This window comes from Streptomyces sp. NPDC015139 (genome assembly GCF_043079785.1).
In the GTDB taxonomy this organism is placed as follows: domain Bacteria; phylum Actinomycetota; class Actinomycetes; order Streptomycetales; family Streptomycetaceae; genus Streptomyces; species Streptomyces albidocamelliae.
The window spans coordinates 357,004-374,551 of record NZ_JBIBUW010000007.1 but is presented as its reverse complement, the minus strand read 5'-3'; the positions used below and the strand labels follow the sequence as shown (position 1 = coordinate 374,551).

General features: G+C 72.0%; 17 protein-coding genes. 8 read left to right on the top strand and 9 right to left on the bottom strand.

The window, feature by feature from the left end; genetic code table 11:
- The first annotated feature begins 305 nt into the window (after positions 1–305).
- Together ACF08B_RS21665 and ACF08B_RS21660 are read left to right on the top strand one after the other, a co-directional pair.
- Entirely contained in the window at positions 306–947 is a 642-nt protein-coding gene (locus ACF08B_RS21665) for an IclR family transcriptional regulator (RefSeq protein ID WP_392318838.1), read from the top strand.
- Between the two features lie 91 nt (positions 948–1,038).
- Positions 1,039–1,830 carry a S16 family serine protease gene (locus tag ACF08B_RS21660; protein ID WP_392318837.1) on the top strand — a complete coding sequence of 264 codons (792 nt, stop codon included), beginning with the start codon at positions 1,039–1,041 and terminating at the stop codon, positions 1,828–1,830.
- Between the two features lie 28 nt (positions 1,831–1,858).
- Here ACF08B_RS21660 and ACF08B_RS21655 read toward each other — a convergent pair whose 3' ends face one another.
- From ACF08B_RS21655 to ACF08B_RS21635, 5 genes are all read right to left on the bottom strand, one after another.
- A complete protein-coding gene (locus tag ACF08B_RS21655) occupies positions 1,859–2,740 on the bottom strand; it encodes a glycine betaine ABC transporter substrate-binding protein (protein WP_392318920.1) in 882 nt (293 codons plus the stop codon).
- Positions 2,741–2,853: 113 nt separating this feature from the next.
- A complete protein-coding gene (locus tag ACF08B_RS21650) occupies positions 2,854–3,702 on the bottom strand; it encodes an ABC transporter permease (protein WP_392318836.1) in 849 nt (282 codons plus the stop codon).
- Positions 3,699–4,937 carry a betaine/proline/choline family ABC transporter ATP-binding protein gene (locus tag ACF08B_RS21645; RefSeq protein WP_392318835.1) on the bottom strand — a complete coding sequence of 413 codons (1,239 nt, stop codon included), beginning with the start codon at positions 4,935–4,937 and terminating at the stop codon, positions 3,699–3,701. The genes ACF08B_RS21650 and ACF08B_RS21645 overlap by 4 nt, the downstream gene beginning before the upstream one ends.
- Positions 4,930–5,577, bottom strand: a complete 648-nt coding sequence (locus ACF08B_RS21640) for an ABC transporter permease (protein WP_392318834.1) — start codon at positions 5,575–5,577, stop codon at positions 4,930–4,932. Before ACF08B_RS21640 ends, ACF08B_RS21645 begins: the two co-directional genes overlap by 8 nt.
- 6 nt (positions 5,578–5,583) lie before the next feature.
- Positions 5,584–6,078, bottom strand: coding sequence for an Lrp/AsnC family transcriptional regulator (locus ACF08B_RS21635; RefSeq protein ID WP_093477330.1), 495 nt, complete (start codon positions 6,076–6,078; stop codon positions 5,584–5,586).
- A gap of 125 nt (positions 6,079–6,203) precedes the next feature.
- Between ACF08B_RS21635 and hppD the strand changes: the two genes are divergently transcribed.
- Positions 6,204–7,349, top strand: a complete 1,146-nt coding sequence (gene hppD / locus ACF08B_RS21630) for a 4-hydroxyphenylpyruvate dioxygenase (RefSeq protein WP_392318833.1) — start codon at positions 6,204–6,206, stop codon at positions 7,347–7,349.
- Between the two features lie 25 nt (positions 7,350–7,374).
- On the opposite strand, the gene ACF08B_RS21625 is transcribed toward hppD, so the two are convergent.
- On the bottom strand, positions 7,375–8,880 hold the full coding sequence (locus tag ACF08B_RS21625) for a tetratricopeptide repeat protein (protein WP_392318832.1): 1,506 nt from the start codon (positions 8,878–8,880) through the stop codon (positions 7,375–7,377).
- 92 nt (positions 8,881–8,972) lie between these two features.
- On the opposite strand from ACF08B_RS21625, the gene ACF08B_RS21620 reads away from it, so the two are divergent.
- Positions 8,973–10,379 (top strand): FAD-binding oxidoreductase, encoded by a 1,407-nt coding sequence (locus ACF08B_RS21620; RefSeq protein WP_392318831.1) that lies wholly within the window; start codon positions 8,973–8,975, stop codon positions 10,377–10,379.
- Between the two features lie 21 nt (positions 10,380–10,400).
- On the opposite strand, the gene ACF08B_RS21615 is transcribed toward ACF08B_RS21620, so the two are convergent.
- Entirely contained in the window at positions 10,401–10,814 is a 414-nt protein-coding gene (locus tag ACF08B_RS21615) for an SsgA family sporulation/cell division regulator (RefSeq protein ID WP_093477336.1), read from the bottom strand.
- Between the two features lie 245 nt (positions 10,815–11,059).
- Between ACF08B_RS21615 and ACF08B_RS21610 the strand changes: the two genes are divergently transcribed.
- Positions 11,060–12,574, top strand: coding sequence for an RDD family protein (locus tag ACF08B_RS21610; RefSeq protein ID WP_392318830.1), 1,515 nt, complete (start codon positions 11,060–11,062; stop codon positions 12,572–12,574).
- Positions 12,575–12,644: 70 nt separating this feature from the next.
- Complete coding sequence (locus ACF08B_RS21605) at positions 12,645–13,415, top strand: RDD family protein (RefSeq protein ID WP_392318829.1); 771 nt, start codon at positions 12,645–12,647, stop codon at positions 13,413–13,415.
- A 78-nt stretch (positions 13,416–13,493) separates the two neighbouring features.
- Here the strand turns inward: ACF08B_RS21605 and ACF08B_RS21600 are convergent, their stop codons facing one another.
- Complete coding sequence (locus ACF08B_RS21600) at positions 13,494–13,724, bottom strand: hypothetical protein (protein WP_392318828.1); 231 nt, start codon at positions 13,722–13,724, stop codon at positions 13,494–13,496.
- Between the two features lie 391 nt (positions 13,725–14,115).
- Here ACF08B_RS21600 and ACF08B_RS21595 point away from each other — a divergent pair, with 391 nt between their 5' ends.
- Complete coding sequence (locus ACF08B_RS21595) at positions 14,116–16,473, top strand: immune inhibitor A domain-containing protein (protein WP_392318827.1); 2,358 nt, start codon at positions 14,116–14,118, stop codon at positions 16,471–16,473.
- 121 nt (positions 16,474–16,594) lie between these two features.
- Positions 16,595–16,924 (top strand): hypothetical protein, encoded by a 330-nt coding sequence (locus ACF08B_RS21590; protein WP_073900265.1) that lies wholly within the window; start codon positions 16,595–16,597, stop codon positions 16,922–16,924.
- Positions 16,925–16,948: 24 nt separating this feature from the next.
- On the opposite strand, the gene ACF08B_RS21585 is transcribed toward ACF08B_RS21590, so the two are convergent.
- Positions 16,949–17,542 carry an isochorismatase family protein gene (locus ACF08B_RS21585; RefSeq protein WP_392318826.1) on the bottom strand — a complete coding sequence of 198 codons (594 nt, stop codon included), beginning with the start codon at positions 17,540–17,542 and terminating at the stop codon, positions 16,949–16,951.
- Positions 17,543–17,548: the final 6 nt, after the last annotated feature.

Genomic DNA, 17,548 nt, shown 5'->3' with positions numbered 1-17,548 from the left:
ACCCGCGATCCTGTGGATCCCGGTGAGCGGCGTGTGCGTATCCGGACGAATGGAGGCAGGCCGGATCTCGCCTTGCCCGGATTCTGGACGAAGCCTTCCGCTCAGCGAACCGGCTTCGCTACTGTCCCGCTACGCATACGCCCCGTGGCAGCGCCGCCGCGGAGCGCAGCCGTGAAGCGACAAGGTCCGGAGCCGCCGGGCCGTCCTGCCGATCGGCGGCCTCTGAAGCGCGTCGCCGACGGGACTCGACGACGCATCCGCCGTTTCAGTGGTCCGCCGACCTCACCGCCGAAGGAGTGGGCGTCGTGACCGCGGAGACCTCTCAGACGCTCGACCGGGGACTGCGTGTCCTCAAGCTGCTGGCCGACACGGACCACGGGCTGACCGTCACCGAGTTGTCCACGAAACTGGGCGTCAACCGCACCGTGGTGTACCGGTTGCTCGCCACACTGGAACAGCACGCGCTCGTACGGCGTGACCTGGGCGGGCGAGCCCGGGTCGGGCTCGGCGTGCTGCGCCTCGGCCGCCAGGTGCATCCGCTGGTACGCGAGGCCGCGCTGCCCGCGCTGCGGGCACTGGCCGAGGACATAGGCGCGACGGCGCATCTGACCCTGGTCGACGGCACCGAGGCGCTGGCCGTCGCCGTGGTCGAGCCGACCTGGACGGATTACCACGTGGCGTACCGGGCCGGTTTCCGGCACCCGCTGGACCGGGGCGCGGCCGGGCGGGCGATCCTCGCCGCACGGCAGGCGCCGTCCGTCGATCCCGGCTACACCCTCACGCACGGCGAGCTGGAGGCCGGCGCGAGTGGCGCGGCGGCCGCACTGGTCGGTGTCACCGGGGTCGAGGGCAGCGTGGGCGTCGTCATGCTGGCGGACGCCGTTCCGGAGCGGGTGGGCCAGCGCGTGATGGAGGCCGCGCGGGAGGTCGCGGACGCCCTGCGCTGACCGCCCCGCCCGCGGCCACCTCTCCGTCCCGGCACCTGTACGGGGGTGAGGGGCAGGGGGCCGGGCGGAGCCGCCGGGTTAGATTGACTCCGTGCTCTCACGTCTCACACGTTCCCAGGCCGTGGCCCTCTGCGCCCTGCCCGTCGTGGCCCTGATCGCCACGGCGGCGTTTGCTCCGCTGCCGTTCTCGGTGGCGCAGCCCGGCATGACGGCGAACGTGCTCGGGGAGAACAAGGGCACCCCGGTCATCACCGTGTCCGGCGCGGCGACCCGCGCCACCGGCGGACAGCTGCGGATGACCACGATCGAGGCGACCGGGCCCGACGCCCGGGTGTCCTTCGGCGACGTGCTCGACAACTGGTTCCGCACCGACCGCGCCGTCATGCCGCGGGGGTCGGTCTACCCGAGCGGCGACACCGTCAAGGAGATCGAGAAGCACAACGAGGCCCAGATGCGGCAGTCCCAGGACGCGGCGACCCAGGCGGCGCTGAAGTACCTCGGTCTCAAGCCGGACAAGGTCAGGGTCACGCTGAAACTCGCCGACGTGGGCGGTCCCAGTGCCGGTCTGCTGTTCACGCTGGGGATCATCGACAAGCTCGACGGGGACGGCAGCGGCGGCGACCTCACGGGCGGCCGCACCATCGCCGGTACCGGCACGATCGACGCCGCCGGCAAGGTGGGCGCGGTCGGCGGGGTGGCCCTGAAGACGCAGGCCGCCCGGCGGGACGGGGCCACCGTCTTCCTGGTGCCGAAGGCGGAGTGCGCCGATGCCGCCTCGGAGCTGCCGAAGGGGCTGCGGCTGGTCCCGGTGACCACCCTGAAGAGCGCGGTCGACTCCCTCGTCGCGCTGGAGAAGGGCAAGGGCGCGGTCCCGAGCTGCTGAGCGACGGCCGGCGCGGGGCGCTGAGCCCCTACTTCACGAACCCCTCCGCCTTCATCCAGTCCAGCGCCACCTGGTGCGGGTCCTCCCCGTCGACGTCCACCTTCGCGTTCAGCGTCTGCGCCACCGTGTTGTCCAGCTTCCGGGTGACCGGATCGATGACGCTCGCGATGGCCGGCCACTTCTTCAGCACCGCGGTGTTGACCACCGGCGTCGCGTTGTAGTTGGGGAAGAACTGCTTGTCGTCCTCCATCACCACCAGGTTCATCGACTTGATGCGGCCGTCGGTGGTGAACACCTCCCCGTAGGTGCACGCCCCCTTCGCCACCTGGGTGTAGATGATCCCGGTGTCCATCTGTGTGACGTTCGCGGCCGGCACGCTCATGCCGTACGCCTTCTCCATGCCGGGCAGTCCGTCGGCCCGGTTGGCGAACTCGCCCTCCACGCACAGGGTGACGGCGCCCGGGTCCTTCTTGGACAGCGCGGCCACCTCGGACAGCGTCGTCGTGCGGTACTTCCTGAAGTTCGCCTGGTTCATGGCCAGCGCGTAGGTGTTGTCCAGCCGGGAGGGCGGCAGCCAGGTCAGCCCGTTCTTCAGGTCGGCCGCCCGGACCGCCTCCCACTGCTTCTGCGGATCGGGGATCGGCTTCGAGTTGCCCAGGTAGGTGATCCAGCCGGTGCCCGTGTACTCGAACTGGGCGTCGGCGTCCCCGTTCTTGACCGCCTCCCGCGACCCGATGGAGCCCTGGATGCCCGTCCGGTCGAGGACGTCGGCGCCCGCCGCCTGGAAGGCGATCCCCATGATCGCGCCGAGGATGAGCTGCTCGGTGAACTCCTTGGAGGTGACGGTGAGACGGGCGCCCTTGAGCGGCTCCCCGCGCCCGATGCTGCCCGGCTTCACGTCGTCGGTCATGGGGGAGCCGCTGGTCAGTCCGCAGCCGGCCGCGAGCACCAGGAGTGCGGCGGGCGGCACGACCGTACGGCGCCACGCGCGGGCCGGCCGGGGCCCGCGGGTCCACGGCCGCGTCATGTCCCGGCCTCCAGTCCGCGTGGCCGGAGCAGGACCTCCGCCAGCGAGGCCAGCCAGTCCACCAGCAGGGCGAGCGCCACGGTGAGGACGGAGCCCAGCACCAGGACCGGCATGCGCTGGGTGGTGATGCCGGTGGTGATCAGGCTGCCCAGGCCGCCGCCTCCGCCGAAGGTCGCGAGGGTCGCCGTACCCACGTTGAGGACCAGCGCCGTACGGACGCCCGCGAGGATCAGCGGGACGGCGAGGGGGAGTTCCACCCGGGCGAGCACGCCCATCGGCGACATGCCGATACCGCGCGCGGCCTCGAGCAGGTTCGGGTCGTTGGCCCGCAGACCCGCGATGGTGTTGGCCAGGACCGGCAGGACGGCGTAGACGACGATGCCGATCAGGGCCGCCTTCGTGCCGGTGCCGAGCCAGATCACCAGCAGGGCCAGCAGACCGATCGCCGGGGTGGCCTGGCCCATGTTGGCGATCGTCATGGCCAGCGGGGTGGCCCGGCCGAACGCCGGGCGGGTCAGCAGGATGCCCAGCGGGATCGCGATGACCAGCACCAGCACGGTCGAGATCGCCGTCAGCTTCACGTGCTGCCACAGCGCCTTGGAGACCTGCCCGCCCGACAGCGCGTTCTCGGAGATCGTGTCCAGGTCCGCCTGGTCGAACCACAGCCACGTGGCCAGCAGCAGCAGGACCAGGAAGGCCGGCAGGACGGTCAGCCGGGGCCAGGTCAGGCGGCGCGTGCGCGGCTGCCGCGGGGGCGGCGGCGCCTCCTGTTCGGCCTCCCCCTCGTCGCGGAAGGCGAGCCCCTTCACCTCGTGCTCGCCCTCGGGCCGCCGGCCGGTGCTCATGCCTTCCGCTCCCCGCCGTGGCCCTCCTGCTCGAAGTGGGTCTGCTGGGCGCGGGCCACCTCCAGGTCGGCCTGCGCCTCCATGGCCTCCAGCCGGTCGGCCTCCAGCAGTTCGTGCACCGAGTTCATGAGCGTCTCCATGTCGACGACGCCGATGTACTCCCCGCGCCGCCCGGTGACGGCCACCCGGCCGGCGTTGTCGGTGAGCACCGCCTCCAGCGCGTCCCGCAGGGTGGCGTCCCGGGTGACCGTGTCGTGGACGAGCGTGCCCGCCCGCGCCAGTGAGCCGCGGGCCCGCATCAGGTCCCCGCGGCGCAGCCACTTGTAGGGCCGGCGGCGCCGGTCGAGCAGCAGGATCTCGTTGGTGCCGCTGCCCCGCAGCAGGCCGAAGATCTCCTGCAGCGGGGTGTCCACGGTCACCGTCGGGTAGCCCCGCATCTCCACGTCCCGCACCCGGGTCAGGTTCAGCCGCTTCAGCGCCGCGCCCGCGCCGACGAAGCCGGACACGAAGTCGTCGGCGGGATTGGTGAGGATCGCCTCCGGGGTGTCGAACTGGGCGATGTGCGAACGCTCGCGGAGGACCGCGATCCGGTCACCGATCTTGATCGCCTCGTCGAAGTCGTGGGTGACGAACACGATCGTCTTGTGCAGCTCGCGCTGGAGCCGGATCAGCTCGTCCTGGAGGTGGTCGCGGGTGATCGGGTCGACCGCGCCGAACGGCTCGTCCATCAGCAGCACCGGCGGGTCGGCGGCGAGCGCCCGCGCCACCCCCACCCGCTGCTGCTGGCCCCCGGACAGCTGGCGCGGATAGCGGCCGTGGAAGTCGCCCGGGTCGAGACCGACGAGGTCCAGCAGCTCCTCCACGCGGGCCCGGGTCCGCGCCTTGGACCAGCCGATCATCCGCGGCACCAGGGCGATGTTCTGGGCGACGGTCATGTGCGGGAACAGACCGGCGGACTGGATGGCGTACCCGACCTTGCGGCGCAGCTTCACCGGGTCCATGTCGGTGACGTCCTCGTCGTCGATGCGGATGCGCCCGCCGGTCGGCTCGATCAGCCGGTTGATCATCTTCAGGGTGGTGGACTTCCCGCAGCCCGACGGTCCGACGAAGACCACCGTCTCGCCGGCCCTGATGTCCATGCTGACGTTGTCCACGGCCGGCTGCGGATTGCCCGGGTACCGCTTGGTCAGGTTCTCCAGCTCGATGGCCGCCCCCGCCACGGATGTCTCAGGCACGGATCCCCCTGGGAATGGTCAGCCGTCCCAGCAGGACGTAGGCGACGTCGAAGAGGAGGGCGAGGACGACGATGCCGAGCGTGCCCGCGAGCACCTGGTTCAGGGCGTTCTTGCTGCCCAGCGAGGCGAGTCCGCGGAAGATCTCGTTGCCGAGGCCCGGCCCCGACGCGTAGGCGGCGATGGCGCCGATGCCCATCAGCATCTGCGTGGCGACCCGGATGCCGGTCAGGATCGGCGGCCAGGCCAGCGGCAGTTCGACCCGCAGCAGCCGTATCGGACGGGACATGCCGATGCCGCGGGCCGCCTCCACCAGGTCGGCGTCGACGCCGCGCAGCCCCACGATGGCGTTGCGCACGATCGGCAGCAGCCCGTACAGGGTCAGCGCGATCACCGTCGGCGCGACACCGAGCCCCACGACGGGGATCAGCAGGCCGATCAGCGCCAGGGACGGGATGGTGAGCACGGTGGACGTCGTGAGCGTGGCGAGGTGGCCGGCCCACTCGCTGCGGTAGGTGACGATCGCCAGGAGCACGCCGAGGACGGTCGCCAGGACCATGCACTGGAACACCGCGCTGGCGTGCTGGTAGGCGTCCGTGAGCAGTTGCTGGTGGCGGCTGCCCAGGTAGTCCCAGAAGTTCACCGGCGCTCACCCCCGGGTCGGCTGTGTCCCTTCGCTGTCCGCGGACGCCTGTTCCACCAGCGGGATGACCCGCAGCGGAACGGGGTTCTCCATGACGATCGCCGTGGAGGCCCGGACGATGCCATCAAAACCGACAACCCGGTCGATCACCCGCTGGAGATCGGCGTTGGAGCGGGCCACCAGGCGGCACAGCATGTCTCCGCTGCCGGTCGTGGTCAGCAGTTCCAGCACCTCCGGAACGGTCGTCAAGTACGCCCGCACATCGGCGCCTTGGCCCTGCCGGATCTGCAGGGTGGCGAACGCGGTCACCGGGTAGCCGAGGGCCGCCGGGTCCACCTGCGGGCCGAATCCGCGGATGACTCCGTTCGACTGAAGCCGGTCGAGCCGCGCCTGCACCGTGCCCCGGGCGACCCCGAGCCGCCGGGACATCTCCAGCACACCGATGCGCGGCTCCTCGGCCAGCAGCACGATGATCCGCCCGTCCAGCCGGTCGATCGCCATCCGGACCCTCTCGCGGTGGTCATCCTGTACAGAAAGGCCGCCGGGGCGGCCATACGACTGAGCAGATTGCGCAGTGGTAGCGGAAACTATTGCGCACCTTGCAGGGCGGGGCCACCCTTCCGCTTATGACGCAGACCACTCATCACACTCCCGACACCGCACGGCAGGCCGACCCCTTCCCGGTCAAGGGAATGGACGCGGTCGTCTTCGCCGTGGGCAACGCCAAGCAGGCCGCGCACTACTACTCCAGCGCGTTCGGCATGCGGCTGGTCGCGTACTCCGGACCGGAGAACGGCAGCCGCGAGACCGCCTCCTACGTGCTGGAGAACGGCTCCGCCCGCTTCGTGTTCACCTCGGTGATCAAGCCGAGCAGCACCTGGGGCCACTTCCTCGCCCAGCACGTGGCCGAGCACGGCGACGGCGTCGTCGACCTGGCCATCGAGGTCCCCGACGCCCGTGCCGCCCACGCGTACGCCGTCGAGCACGGCGCCCGCTCGGTCACCGAGCCGTACGAGGTGAAGGACGAGCACGGCACCGTCGTCCTCGCCGCGATCGCCACCTACGGCGAGACCCGCCACACCCTCGTCGAGCGCACCGGCTACGACGGCCCCTACCTCCCCGGCTACGCCGTCGCGAAGCCGATGGTCGAGCCGCCCGCCCAGCGCACCTTCCAGGCCGTCGACCACTGCGTGGGCAACGTCGAACTCGGCCGGATGAACGAGTGGGTCGGGTTCTACAACAAGGTCATGGGCTTCACGAACATGAAGGAGTTCGTGGGCGACGACATCGCCACCGAGTACAGCGCGCTGATGTCCAAGGTCGTGGCGGACGGCACCCTCAAGGTGAAGTTCCCGATCAACGAGCCCGCGATCGCCAAGAAGAAGTCCCAGATCGACGAGTACCTGGAGTTCTACGGCGGCGCCGGTGTCCAGCACATCGCGCTGAACACCAACGACATCGTGCAGACCGTCCGCACCATGCGCGCGGCGGGCGTCGAGTTCCTCGACACCCCCGACTCGTACTACGACACCCTCGGCGAGTGGGTCGGCGACACCCGTGTCCCGATCGACACCCTGCGCGAGCTGAAGATCCTCGCGGACCGGGACGAGGACGGCTACCTGCTGCAGATCTTCACCAAGCCCGTGCAGGACCGGCCGACGGTGTTCTTCGAGCTCATCGAGCGGCACGGCTCCATGGGCTTCGGCAAGGGCAACTTCAAGGCCCTGTTCGAGGCGATCGAGCGCGAGCAGGAGAAGCGCGGCAACCTGTAGCCGCGGCGTCCCCCGCCGGGCCCCGCTACGGGGCCTCGGCGGGGAGCGGCTCCTCCGGCACGTCACCGAGCGCGGCCAGCGCCCTGCGGGCCTCGGGCGCGCCCAGCGGCGAGAAGTGCGGGTTGATCCGCAGGGCCTCCTGCAGGTGCCGCCGCGCCGGGCCGTACCGCTCCAGCTCGCCCTCGATCATGCCCAGGTGGAAGGCGTACGGCGCACTGCGCACCCCGCCCCCCTTGGCCTTGTCCGTCGCGATGGTGGCGTACTTCAACGCCTCCTGGTCCTCGCCGGCGCGGTGCAGCGCCCAGCCGAGGGCGTCGGCCACCTCGATCCCCGGCTGCCGCCGCCACTCCTCCTGCAACCGCTCCACGGCGTCCCACGGGTCCCCGTGGTCCGCCTCGAACCGCCCGATCAGCAGGTCCTCGTCGACCCCGCCCGCCACCGCCCGCCGCACCCGCGTCCGCAGCTGCGCGTACTGGGCGTCCGCGTCGGCCTCCTGCCCCTGCGACTCGTACAACTCGCCCAGTTCCAGGACGTCCTGCGGGTTCGCCTCCCCGGTCAGGGCCGCCCGGTACGCGGCCACCGCCTCGCGCGGGCGGCCCAGCGCGGCCAGCGTCCGCCCCCGTCCGGCCTGCGCCGCCCGCTGGTCGCCCTCCAGCCGCAGCGCCGCCTCGAAGTGCCGCAGCGCGTCCTCGAGGTCACCCCGCTCCCAGGCGAGCCGGCCGAGCCCGGCCAGATAGGCGGCCCGCTCGGCGGGGGCCTGGGCCGCGGCCGCCGCGTCGGTCAGCTGGGCCACCGCGTCCTCGCGCCAGCCCCGGTCCCGGTAGACCGCCGACGCCCGCGCCATCACGGCGGGCCGCGCGGCCGTACCGGTGCGCAGCCCCAGCAGCTTGTCCAGGCTCTTGCGGGCCGCCTCGTAGTCGCCGAGCCCGTTGTAGGCGTCGATCAGCGGGGGATACGCCGACCACCGCTTCGGCGCCGCCTTCAGCGCCTGCTCGGCGTACCGTTTCGCCGCCGGGAAGTCGCGCCGCGCGAGCGCCAGCGCGGCCATCCCGTCCAGCGCCTCGGTGTTCCGCTCCCCGCGCACCTGGAGCGAGGTCCGCAACGCCTGCTCCGCCCGCGGATAGTCGGCCGCGTCGGCCGTCCGGCTCCCCCGCTGCACGTACGCGGACCCCAGCACCGCCCACGCCTTCGCGTCACGGGGACGCGCCCGCACCCGCTCCTCCTGCTGCCCGATGAGCGACGTCAGCTGGGGCAGCGCGGCCGGCACCCCGGAGGTCACCGCCGTCAGAGCCTGTGCCCGCGCCCGCGCCTCGGTCCGTGCCTGCGCCTGCGGTCCGGCGGCGGGCCGCCCGGCCGCCCGCCCGCTCTCCGGCTGCCGCTCCCCGGGCAGCAGCGTCAGCACCGCCCCCGCGACGACACCGCCCGCCAGCGCGGTGACGAGCACCCGCCGCAGCCACCGCGAGGAGCGGCGCCGCCCCGGCGGCGGCTCCGCGCTCAGGGACGTACCCGGCACGCTCAGTCGGTTGTCCATGGCGCTCACTGTGCGTCAATACGACGAGCGCACCCGGGCGGCCCAAGGACGGCACGGGTGGGGTTCACACCGATGGCCGCGAGTGCGAACCTTTGATCATGAGCCGCATCGAAGCGCCTCGTGACGAGGCAACCAGCAACCTCACCGACCGGCTCCTGGCCGGCCTGCCGCCCGAGGCCGTGCTCACCGATCCCGATGTCACCGCCTCCTACTCCCACGACATGGCGAGCTTCTGCCCGGCCGGCGCCCCGGCCGTCGTCGTACTGCCGCGCACCGTCGAGCAGGTGCAGCACGTCATGCGCACCGCGAGCGAACTGCGCGTCCCCGTCGTCCCGCAGGGCGCCCGCACCGGCCTGTCCGGCGCCGCCAACGCCACCGAGGGCTGCATCGCGCTGTCCCTCACCAAGATGGACCGCATCCTGGAGATCAGCCCCGTCGACCGGATCGCCGTGGTCGAACCGGGCGTGATCAACGCGACCCTGTCCCGCGCCGTCGAGGAACACGGCCTGTACTACCCGCCGGACCCGTCCAGCTGGGAGATGTGCACCATCGGCGGCAACATCGGCACCGCCTCCGGCGGTCTGTGCTGCGTGAAGTACGGCGTGACCGCCGAGTACGTGCTCGGCCTGGACGTCGTCCTCGCCGACGGCCGGCTGATGTCCACCGGTCGCCGCACCGCCAAGGGCGTCGCCGGCTACGACCTCACCCGGCTGTTCGTCGGCTCCGAGGGCTCCCTCGGCATCGTCGTCCGGGCGGTCCTGGCGCTGAAGCCCAAGCCGCCCCAGCAGCTGGTGGTGGCCGCCGAGTTCCCGTCCGCGGCGGCGGCCTGCGAGGCCGTCTGCCGGATCATGGAGGGCGGTCACGTCCCGTCCCTCCTCGAACTGATGGACCGCACGACCGTCAAGGCCGTCAACGCGCTCGCCCACATGGGACTGCCCGAGACCACCGAGGCTCTGCTGCTGGCCGCCTTCGACACCCCCGCCCCGGCCGCCGACCTCGCCGCCGTCGGCGCCCTGTGCGAGGCGGCCGGCGCCACCCAGGTCGTCCCGGCCGACGACGCCGCCGAGTCCGAGCTGCTCCTGCAGGCCCGGCGGCTCTCGCTGACCGCGCTGGAGGCGGTCAAGGGCACGACGATGATCGACGACGTGTGCGTGCCCCGCTCGAAGCTCGGCGCCATGCTGGAGGGCGTCGAGCGGATCGCCGAGAAGTACGACCTGACCATCGGCGTCTGCGCGCACGCCGGCGACGGCAACACGCACCCCACCGTCTGCTTCGACGCCCAGGACCCCGACGAGTCCCGGCGGGCCCGCGAGTCCTTCGACGAGATCATGGCCCTCGGCCTGGAGCTGGGCGGCACCATCACCGGCGAGCACGGCGTCGGCGTGCTGAAGAAGGAGTGGCTGGCGCGGGAGATCGGCCCGGTCGGTGTGGAGATGCAGCGGGCGGTGAAACAGGTCTTCGACCCGCTGGACATCCTCAACCCCGGCAAGATCTTCTGAGCCCCCGCGCCCGGGCACCCCTCACCGGGCGAGCAGCTGGTCGAGCGCGTCGTCGAGGCCCAGCTGCCCGCCCTCCGTGCCCGGGGGCACCACCCGCAGCGTCCGCTCCAGCCAGGCCGAGACCTGCGGGACCGGCGCCTCCAGCAGGGCGTCCCCGTCCGGCGAACTCAGCGCCATGAGGACGACCCCGCGCCCGTCGACCTTCGTCGGCCACACCCGTACGTCCCCGCCGCCGCACGGCCGGAACACCCCCTCCACGAGGAGCTCGCGGGCGAACGTCCAGTTCACGGGGTGCTCGGAGTGGATGTGGAAGGCGATGTGGACGGCGTACGGGTCGTCGGAGCGGTAGCTGAGCCGGGCCGGGACCGGGATGCCGCGCTCCGGCGACAGGACGAGCCTCAACTCCAGCTCGCGCTCCACCACGGTGTGCTGCATGACCTGCGTCTCCTCTGTCGTCTGCGTTCCCCACGGCCGCCCGGTGGGCGCCCGCACCGGGGGAGAGGGGGCAGGGGCCCGGCCATTACGCGGGTTCGGGGAGATTCTTTTCGCGGCCCGGCGGAAGTCCGGCGCGGCGTCGCCCGGAAAGGGGTGGGTACGGCCGGACTGGCCATGGGGCATGCCCGCGTCTGATAGATGTGGAGGCTCCCATCCCACCCCCGAGCAGATACGGGACGACGGACATGAGCGCCCCAACCCCGGCCCCAGGTGACGACAGGCCCCGCGAGGGCTACTACCCGGACCCGTCCATCCCCGGCTACGTCCGGTACTGGAACGGCGCCTCCTGGGTGCCCGGCACCAGCCGGCCGGCGCCGAAGGACGGCGAGCCGCTCACCCCGCCGCCCGGCGTCCGCCCGGCGGCCCCTGCCGTGGAGGAGACGGGCCCCCACTTCTTCGACGAGGACCCCCAGCCGCGCTCCGCCGCGGGCGGCGCCGGCGGCCGGCACACCGATCCGCGGGTCCCGGCGGGCGGTCCCACCCAGCCGGCCGGCCACGCCGCGCGCACCGACGGCACGGCCTCGATCCCGCCCGCGGACGACGACGCCCCCGACCCCGGCGGCACCTTCATCTTCCGCCGCCCGGTCCCGGGTCCCGCGGCCGTCCGCGACGACGGCGCGGCGGCGTTCCGTCCGGTGCCCGGCCAGGGCGGGGGCGGCCAGGACGGCACGCCCGGCACCGGCCAGGGCCCGCAGGGCGCGGGCCTCGGCGGCCAGGGGGCCGGGACGGGGGCGTCCGGCTCCGGTTTCGGCGCGCCCGGCTCGGGCCGGGCCGGCCAGGGCGGTGGCTTCGGCGGGCAGGGTCCGGCCGGCGCGCCCGCGCCGTCACCTTCCTCCTCGCCCTCCGTCGCCGCCCCGGCCCCTTCGCCGGCTTCCCCCGCGCCCGGTCCCGGATTCGGCGCCGGCAAGGCCGCCGCGTCCCGCGCCGCCGCACAGGCCCCGCAGGCCGCGGCCCAGCCCGCCCAGGGAGCCCTCGGTCATCCGGCGCCCGCGGCCCAGCAGCCGCCGGCCGCCCCCGCCGCCGTGCCACCCGCGGTGCCGCAGCAGGCCGGGCCCGCGCAGCCCGCCGCCACCCCGCTCGCCGCCGGTGCCGGCGGCGGGCAGTCCTCCTGGGCCCAGCAGGTGCACCGGCTGGCCGGAGGCGGGGACGAGCAGCCCGTGGCGCCGTGGAAGCCGCCCGTGGACGACGTGTTCCAGGCGGCCGCGCGCCGGCAGGCCGCGGCCCGCCCCGCCGGACTCGGCAAGCGGTTCGCCGCCCGGCTGGTGGACAGCCTGGTCGTGGGCGCCGTGACCGCGGCGGCGGCCGTCCCCCTGGGCACGCGGGCCGCCGACCACATCCAGCAGAAGATCGACGCCGCCCGGCTGTCCGGCCGTACCGTCACCGTCTGGCTGGTCGACGGTACGACCGGCCCCAGCCTGGGCATCGTGCTCGCCGTCCTCCTCGTCTCCGGCGTGCTGTACGAGGTGCTGCCGACCGCCCGGTGGGGCCGCACCCTCGGCAAGAAGCTGTGCGGTCTGGAGGTGCGGGACATCGAGGCGCACGAGCCGCCGACGTTCGGCAGGGCGCTGCTCCGCTGGCTGGTCTACAGCGTGCCGGGGCTGCTCGGCATCGGGGTCGTGGGCGTGCTGTGGTGCCTGTTCGACCGGCCCTGGCGCCAGTGCTGGCACGACAAGGCGGCGCACACGTTCGTCGCGGACTGACCGGGCCGCGCCTACTCCGTACGGCCGCCCGCCGGATGCGGAGCCGGGGTGTTCGGGTTCCACTCGGGCCATGAGCAGCCAACCGCCCCCCGGCTCCGGGGACCAGCCCCCCGAGGACGACCCGTTCAGGAAGCGGCCCCCGTCGGACCCGGGGGCGGGCTCTCCGTACGACACCCCGCCCGGCGGCGGGCAGCCCCCGCCGCCGGGCGGGCAGCAGCCACCCTCCTGGGGCGAGCGGCAACCGCCCCCGGCCGGCGGCCAGGAGCCTCCGTACGGCGGACAGCAGCCGCCCTACGGCGGGCAGCAGCCCCCTTCGTACGGCGGCGGCCCGTACGGCGGCGGGCCCTACGACGCCGGCGCCGGCGGCGGGCACCCGGGTGACCCGCTGGCCGGCATGCCCCCGCTGGCCGACAGCGGCAAGCGGACGCTCGCGAGGATCATCGACATGATCCTCGTCGGTATCGTCGTCTGGCTGCTCACCTGGGTGTTCGGCGTGCGCGAGTACGACGTGAACAGCGACCGCATCGAGGTCGGCAGGTCGCTCGCGCAGTCCCTCATCGCGGCCGTCCTCTACGTCGCCTACGACACCTACCTGATCAGCAGGACCGGGCAGACCCTGGGCAAGAAGTGGCTCAACATGCGGGTCGCCAACCTGGACAACGGCGCGACGCCGTCCGGGCAGACCTCGCTGATCCGCGCCCTGGTGCTGTGGGTGCCCTTCGCCTTCTGCTGCGCCTGCATCTGGACGGCGATCTGCGGCGGTTGGAGCTTCTTCGACAAACCGTACAAACAGGGTCTGCACGACAAGGCGGCCAAGACGGTGGTGGTCAGCACGCGTTGAACCGGCGCGGTACGGCTGCGCGGACGTGGGCGGCGGGTCCGGGGTGTGCCGGGCCCGCCGTCCGCGTCCGCGCACCTGTCACAGGGTCGTCGGGACGCGCTCCTTCTCGGCGGTGGTCTCGGCGGGCGCCTCGACGGGGTGGGGCGTGGGGACCGTCATGGCGACCAGGAGTCCCAGGGCGAGTGCCGCGAGGGCGATGACGGTGATCGCGAGACCCGAACTCGTCTGGGACAGCAGCAGCATGGCCAGCGTCGAGAGGACCACGGTGCAGGATCCGTAGGCGAGCTGTGCGACGGTCGGACGAGGCATGGCAATCGTGTCCTCGGAAGGCTTCGGGGGGACTTGGGGGGTGCCGTTCGACTCTCACCGCGTGCATGCCCGAGTCGAACGCCTGGTAAGCGTGACCTAACCCACGGTACCGGTGCACGGGGGGCGCACGGAGTCATGGCCCCGCCGAGCAGGCGGGTTCCTGCGCCCGCCGGGCGGATGCGCACTGTTCACGGGCGGGACCCGGGGCGTTCGTAAAGCGAACGTCAGCTCCGCATAGTGCACTTGTCCTGCTCAAGTCAAGGTCTGTCTTTTCTCCCTAACCTCTAGTCAAATGTCGTCACTTGATTACACGCGTTGAACGTGCGCGCACGGATTCCTCCAATGACTCGGAACCCCCTGTCCGTGTGCGCGGCGCGGGGGAGGAACTCAAGTGACCAGTAGATCCTGGACGTTCAGAGCGGCCGCGATCGGTGTGACGCTCGCGGCGGCTTCCGCCACATTCGCGACGTTCGCCGTCGCCGAGGCGAGCACCACGGCCCCGTCGGCCGCCGCGAACCGGCACGACCCGGCCCCGGTGAAGCAGCAGAAGCACGACCTCGACGGTCCGCTGAGCAAGACCCAGGACGCCCAGCGCGCAGAGGCCCTGAAGCAGCTCATAGCCGGCAAGGCCACCGCGCAGGACCGTAACGGCTCCAAGGTCGTCAAGCTCAAGAGCAGCAAGGGCCAGAGCAAGTACGTCGAGCTCAGCCGGGAGAAGACCGACAAGATCTTCACCATCCTGGTGGAGTTCGGCAACCAGACCGACCCCAAGTTCGGGGGCACGGCGGGCCCGCTGCACAACAAGATCGCCAAGCCGAACCGCAAGAAGGACAACTCCACGGCCTGGCAGAAGGACTACAACAAGAAGCACTTCCAGGACCTGTACTTCGGCACCGGCAAGAAGACCGAGTCGCTGAAGAAGTACTACGAGAAGCAGTCCTCGGGCCGCTACTCGGTCTCCGGTGAGGTCACCGACTGGGTCAAGGTCCCGTACAACGAGGCCCGTTACGGCAACAACGCGTGCGGCCAGACCAACTGCCCGAGCGTCTGGAACGTCGTCACCGACGGCCTGAACGCCTGGGTCGCCCAGCAGAAGAAGGCCGGCCGCACCGACGCGGACATCAAGAAGGACCTCGCCAAGTACGACCAGTGGGACCGGTACGACTACGACGGCGACGGCAACTTCAACGAGCCCGACGGCTACGTCGACCACTTCCAGATCGTGCACGCCGGTGAGGACGAGTCCGCGGGCGGCGGCGCCCAGGGCAAGGACGCGATCTGGGCCCACCGCTGGTACGCCTTCGGCACCGACGCCGGCGCCACCGGCCCGGTGAACAACAAGCTCGGCGGCACGCAGGTCGGCAGCACCGGTGTCTGGGTCGGCGACTACACCATCCAGCCGGAGAACGGCGGCCTCGGTGTCTACGCCCACGAGTACGGCCACGACCTCGGCCTGCCGGACGAGTACGACACCGCCGGCGGCGACAACTCCACCGGTTTCTGGACCCTGATGTCGTCCGGCTCCTGGCTCGGCACGGGCAAGGAGTCCATCGGCGACCTGCCCGGCGACATGAACGCCTGGGACAAGCTGCAGCTCGGCTGGCTGAACTACGACACCGCCAAGGCCGGCAAGCAGTCCACCCACAAGCTGGGCGTCGCCGAGTACAACACCTGGGACAAGCAGGCCCTCGTGGTCACCCTGCCCCAGAAGGCGGTCAAGACCACGGTCACGCAGCCGGCCGAGGGTGCGAACCAGTGGTGGAGCGGCAGCGGTGACAACCTCAAGAACACGCTGACCCGTTCCGTCGACCTCACCGGCAAGTCGTCGGCGAAGCTCGACCTGGACGGCTGGTGGGCCATCGAGGACGGCTACGACTACCTCTACACCGAGGTGTCGACCGACGGCGGCGCCAACTGGACCGCCCTGGACGGCACGGCGGACGGCCAGGCCATCCCGCGTGACGGCAGCGGCAAGCCGGCGCTGAGCGGCTTCTCGCAGACGCACAAGAAGCTGTCGTACTCGCTGGACGCCTACGCGGGCAAGAAGATCGACCTGCGCTTCCGCTACGCCACCGACGGCGGTGTCGCGGAGCTCGGCTTCGCGGCCGACCAGATCGCGGTGACGGCCGACGGCACCCCGGTGTTCTCGGACAACGCCGAGACGGCGGACGCCGCCTGGACCGCGGCCGGCTTCTCGCGCATCGGCGCGTCCTTCACCAAGGACTACGCGCAGTACTACATCGCCGAGAACCGCCAGTACGTGTCGTACGACAAGACGCTGAAGTCCGGCCCGTACAACTTCGGCTTCGCGTCGCGTCCCGACTGGGTGGAGCACTACCCGTACCAGAACGGCCTGCTGATCTGGAAGTGGGACACCTCCCAGGCGGACAACAACACCAACTCCAGCAACGGCCACCCGGGCACCGGTCTGATCCTGCCGATCGACTCGCACCCGAAGGCGCTGAAGTGGTCCGACGGCACGCTGCTGCGCAACCGCATCCAGGCGTACGACTCGCCGTTCAGCCTCTACGGCACGGACGGCATCACCCTGCACAAGGCCGACGTCGCCCTGAAGATCAAGGCGTCGAAGGGTGTCTCGGTCTTCAACGACCACGCCAGCACCTACTACGACGCGTCGAACCCGACGGGTGGGGTGAAGGTCACTGACACCAACACCAAGGTAACGATCGTCAAGGAGGCCAAGGACGGCTCCACGATCCAGCTCAAGGTGGGCCCCGCGGTGAAGTAGTCCGCATCACCGCAGGTCAGAGACGTATCGGCGGCAACCCCTTGGCGGGTTGCCGCCGATCGTGTTTAGGTGCGTCCAGTGGGCCGCTTATTGACACCGACCGGAACGGGGATGTGACCGCATGGCCGCAGGAGGCTTCTGCAAGCTACCGAACGGCACCGTCGTGGTGGCGCTGAACCTGCCGAGCCCCGCCGGGGGCGCGGCCGGGGTACGGGTGCTCGTGCACGCCCAGAACCGGGCCCGTGCGCTGACCCGGCTGCGCAACCTGGGGTTGCGTGCGGTGTACCTGCGGGGGAACGCGGAGCCGCCCACGCCGGACGAGGTCACGGCGGTGCTGCACCACCCGGACGGCCTGATATGGCGCACGGCCCCCGACAACGGTGTCCTCGTCGAGCTCTGGCACCCGATCCGGGCGCTGCTGCGCAGACCTCCGGCGGTTCCGCAGGGGTGACGCGCGGCGCGGGGGAGGGGCCGGTCAGCCGCTGACCACCGGCTTGCCGGTCAGTTCCACGCCCGCCTCGCGGAGCTCCTCCAGCGCCCGCTCGGTGGTCCCCGGGGCCACTGCGGCCGTGAGGTCGAGCAGCACCTGGGTGCGGAAGCCCTCGCGCACCGCGTCCAGCGCCGTGGCCCGCACGCAGTGGTCCGTGGCGATGCCCACCACGTCCACCTCCGTGATCTCCCGCTCGCGGAGCCAGTCGGCCAGCGGCAGCCCGTTCTCGTCGGCCCCCTCGAAGCCGCTGTAGGCCGCCGAGTACGCCCCCTTGTCGAACACGGCGTCCACCGCGCCGGAGGCGACGGCGGGGGCGAAGTTCGGGTGGAAGCCCACGCCCTCCGTGCCCGCGACGCAGTGCGCGGGCCAGGAGCGGACGTAGTCGGGGTTGTCCGCGAAGTGGCCGCCGGGTGCGATGTGGTGGTCGCGGGTGGCGACCACGTGGCGGTATCCGGTGCCCCCGGCCTGGCCGATCAGCTCGGTGACGGCGGCGGCCACGTCCGCGCCGCCGGCGACCGCGAGGCTGCCCCCTTCGCAGAAGTCGTTCTGCACGTCTACGACGATCAAGGCGCGGCGCATGGTGGG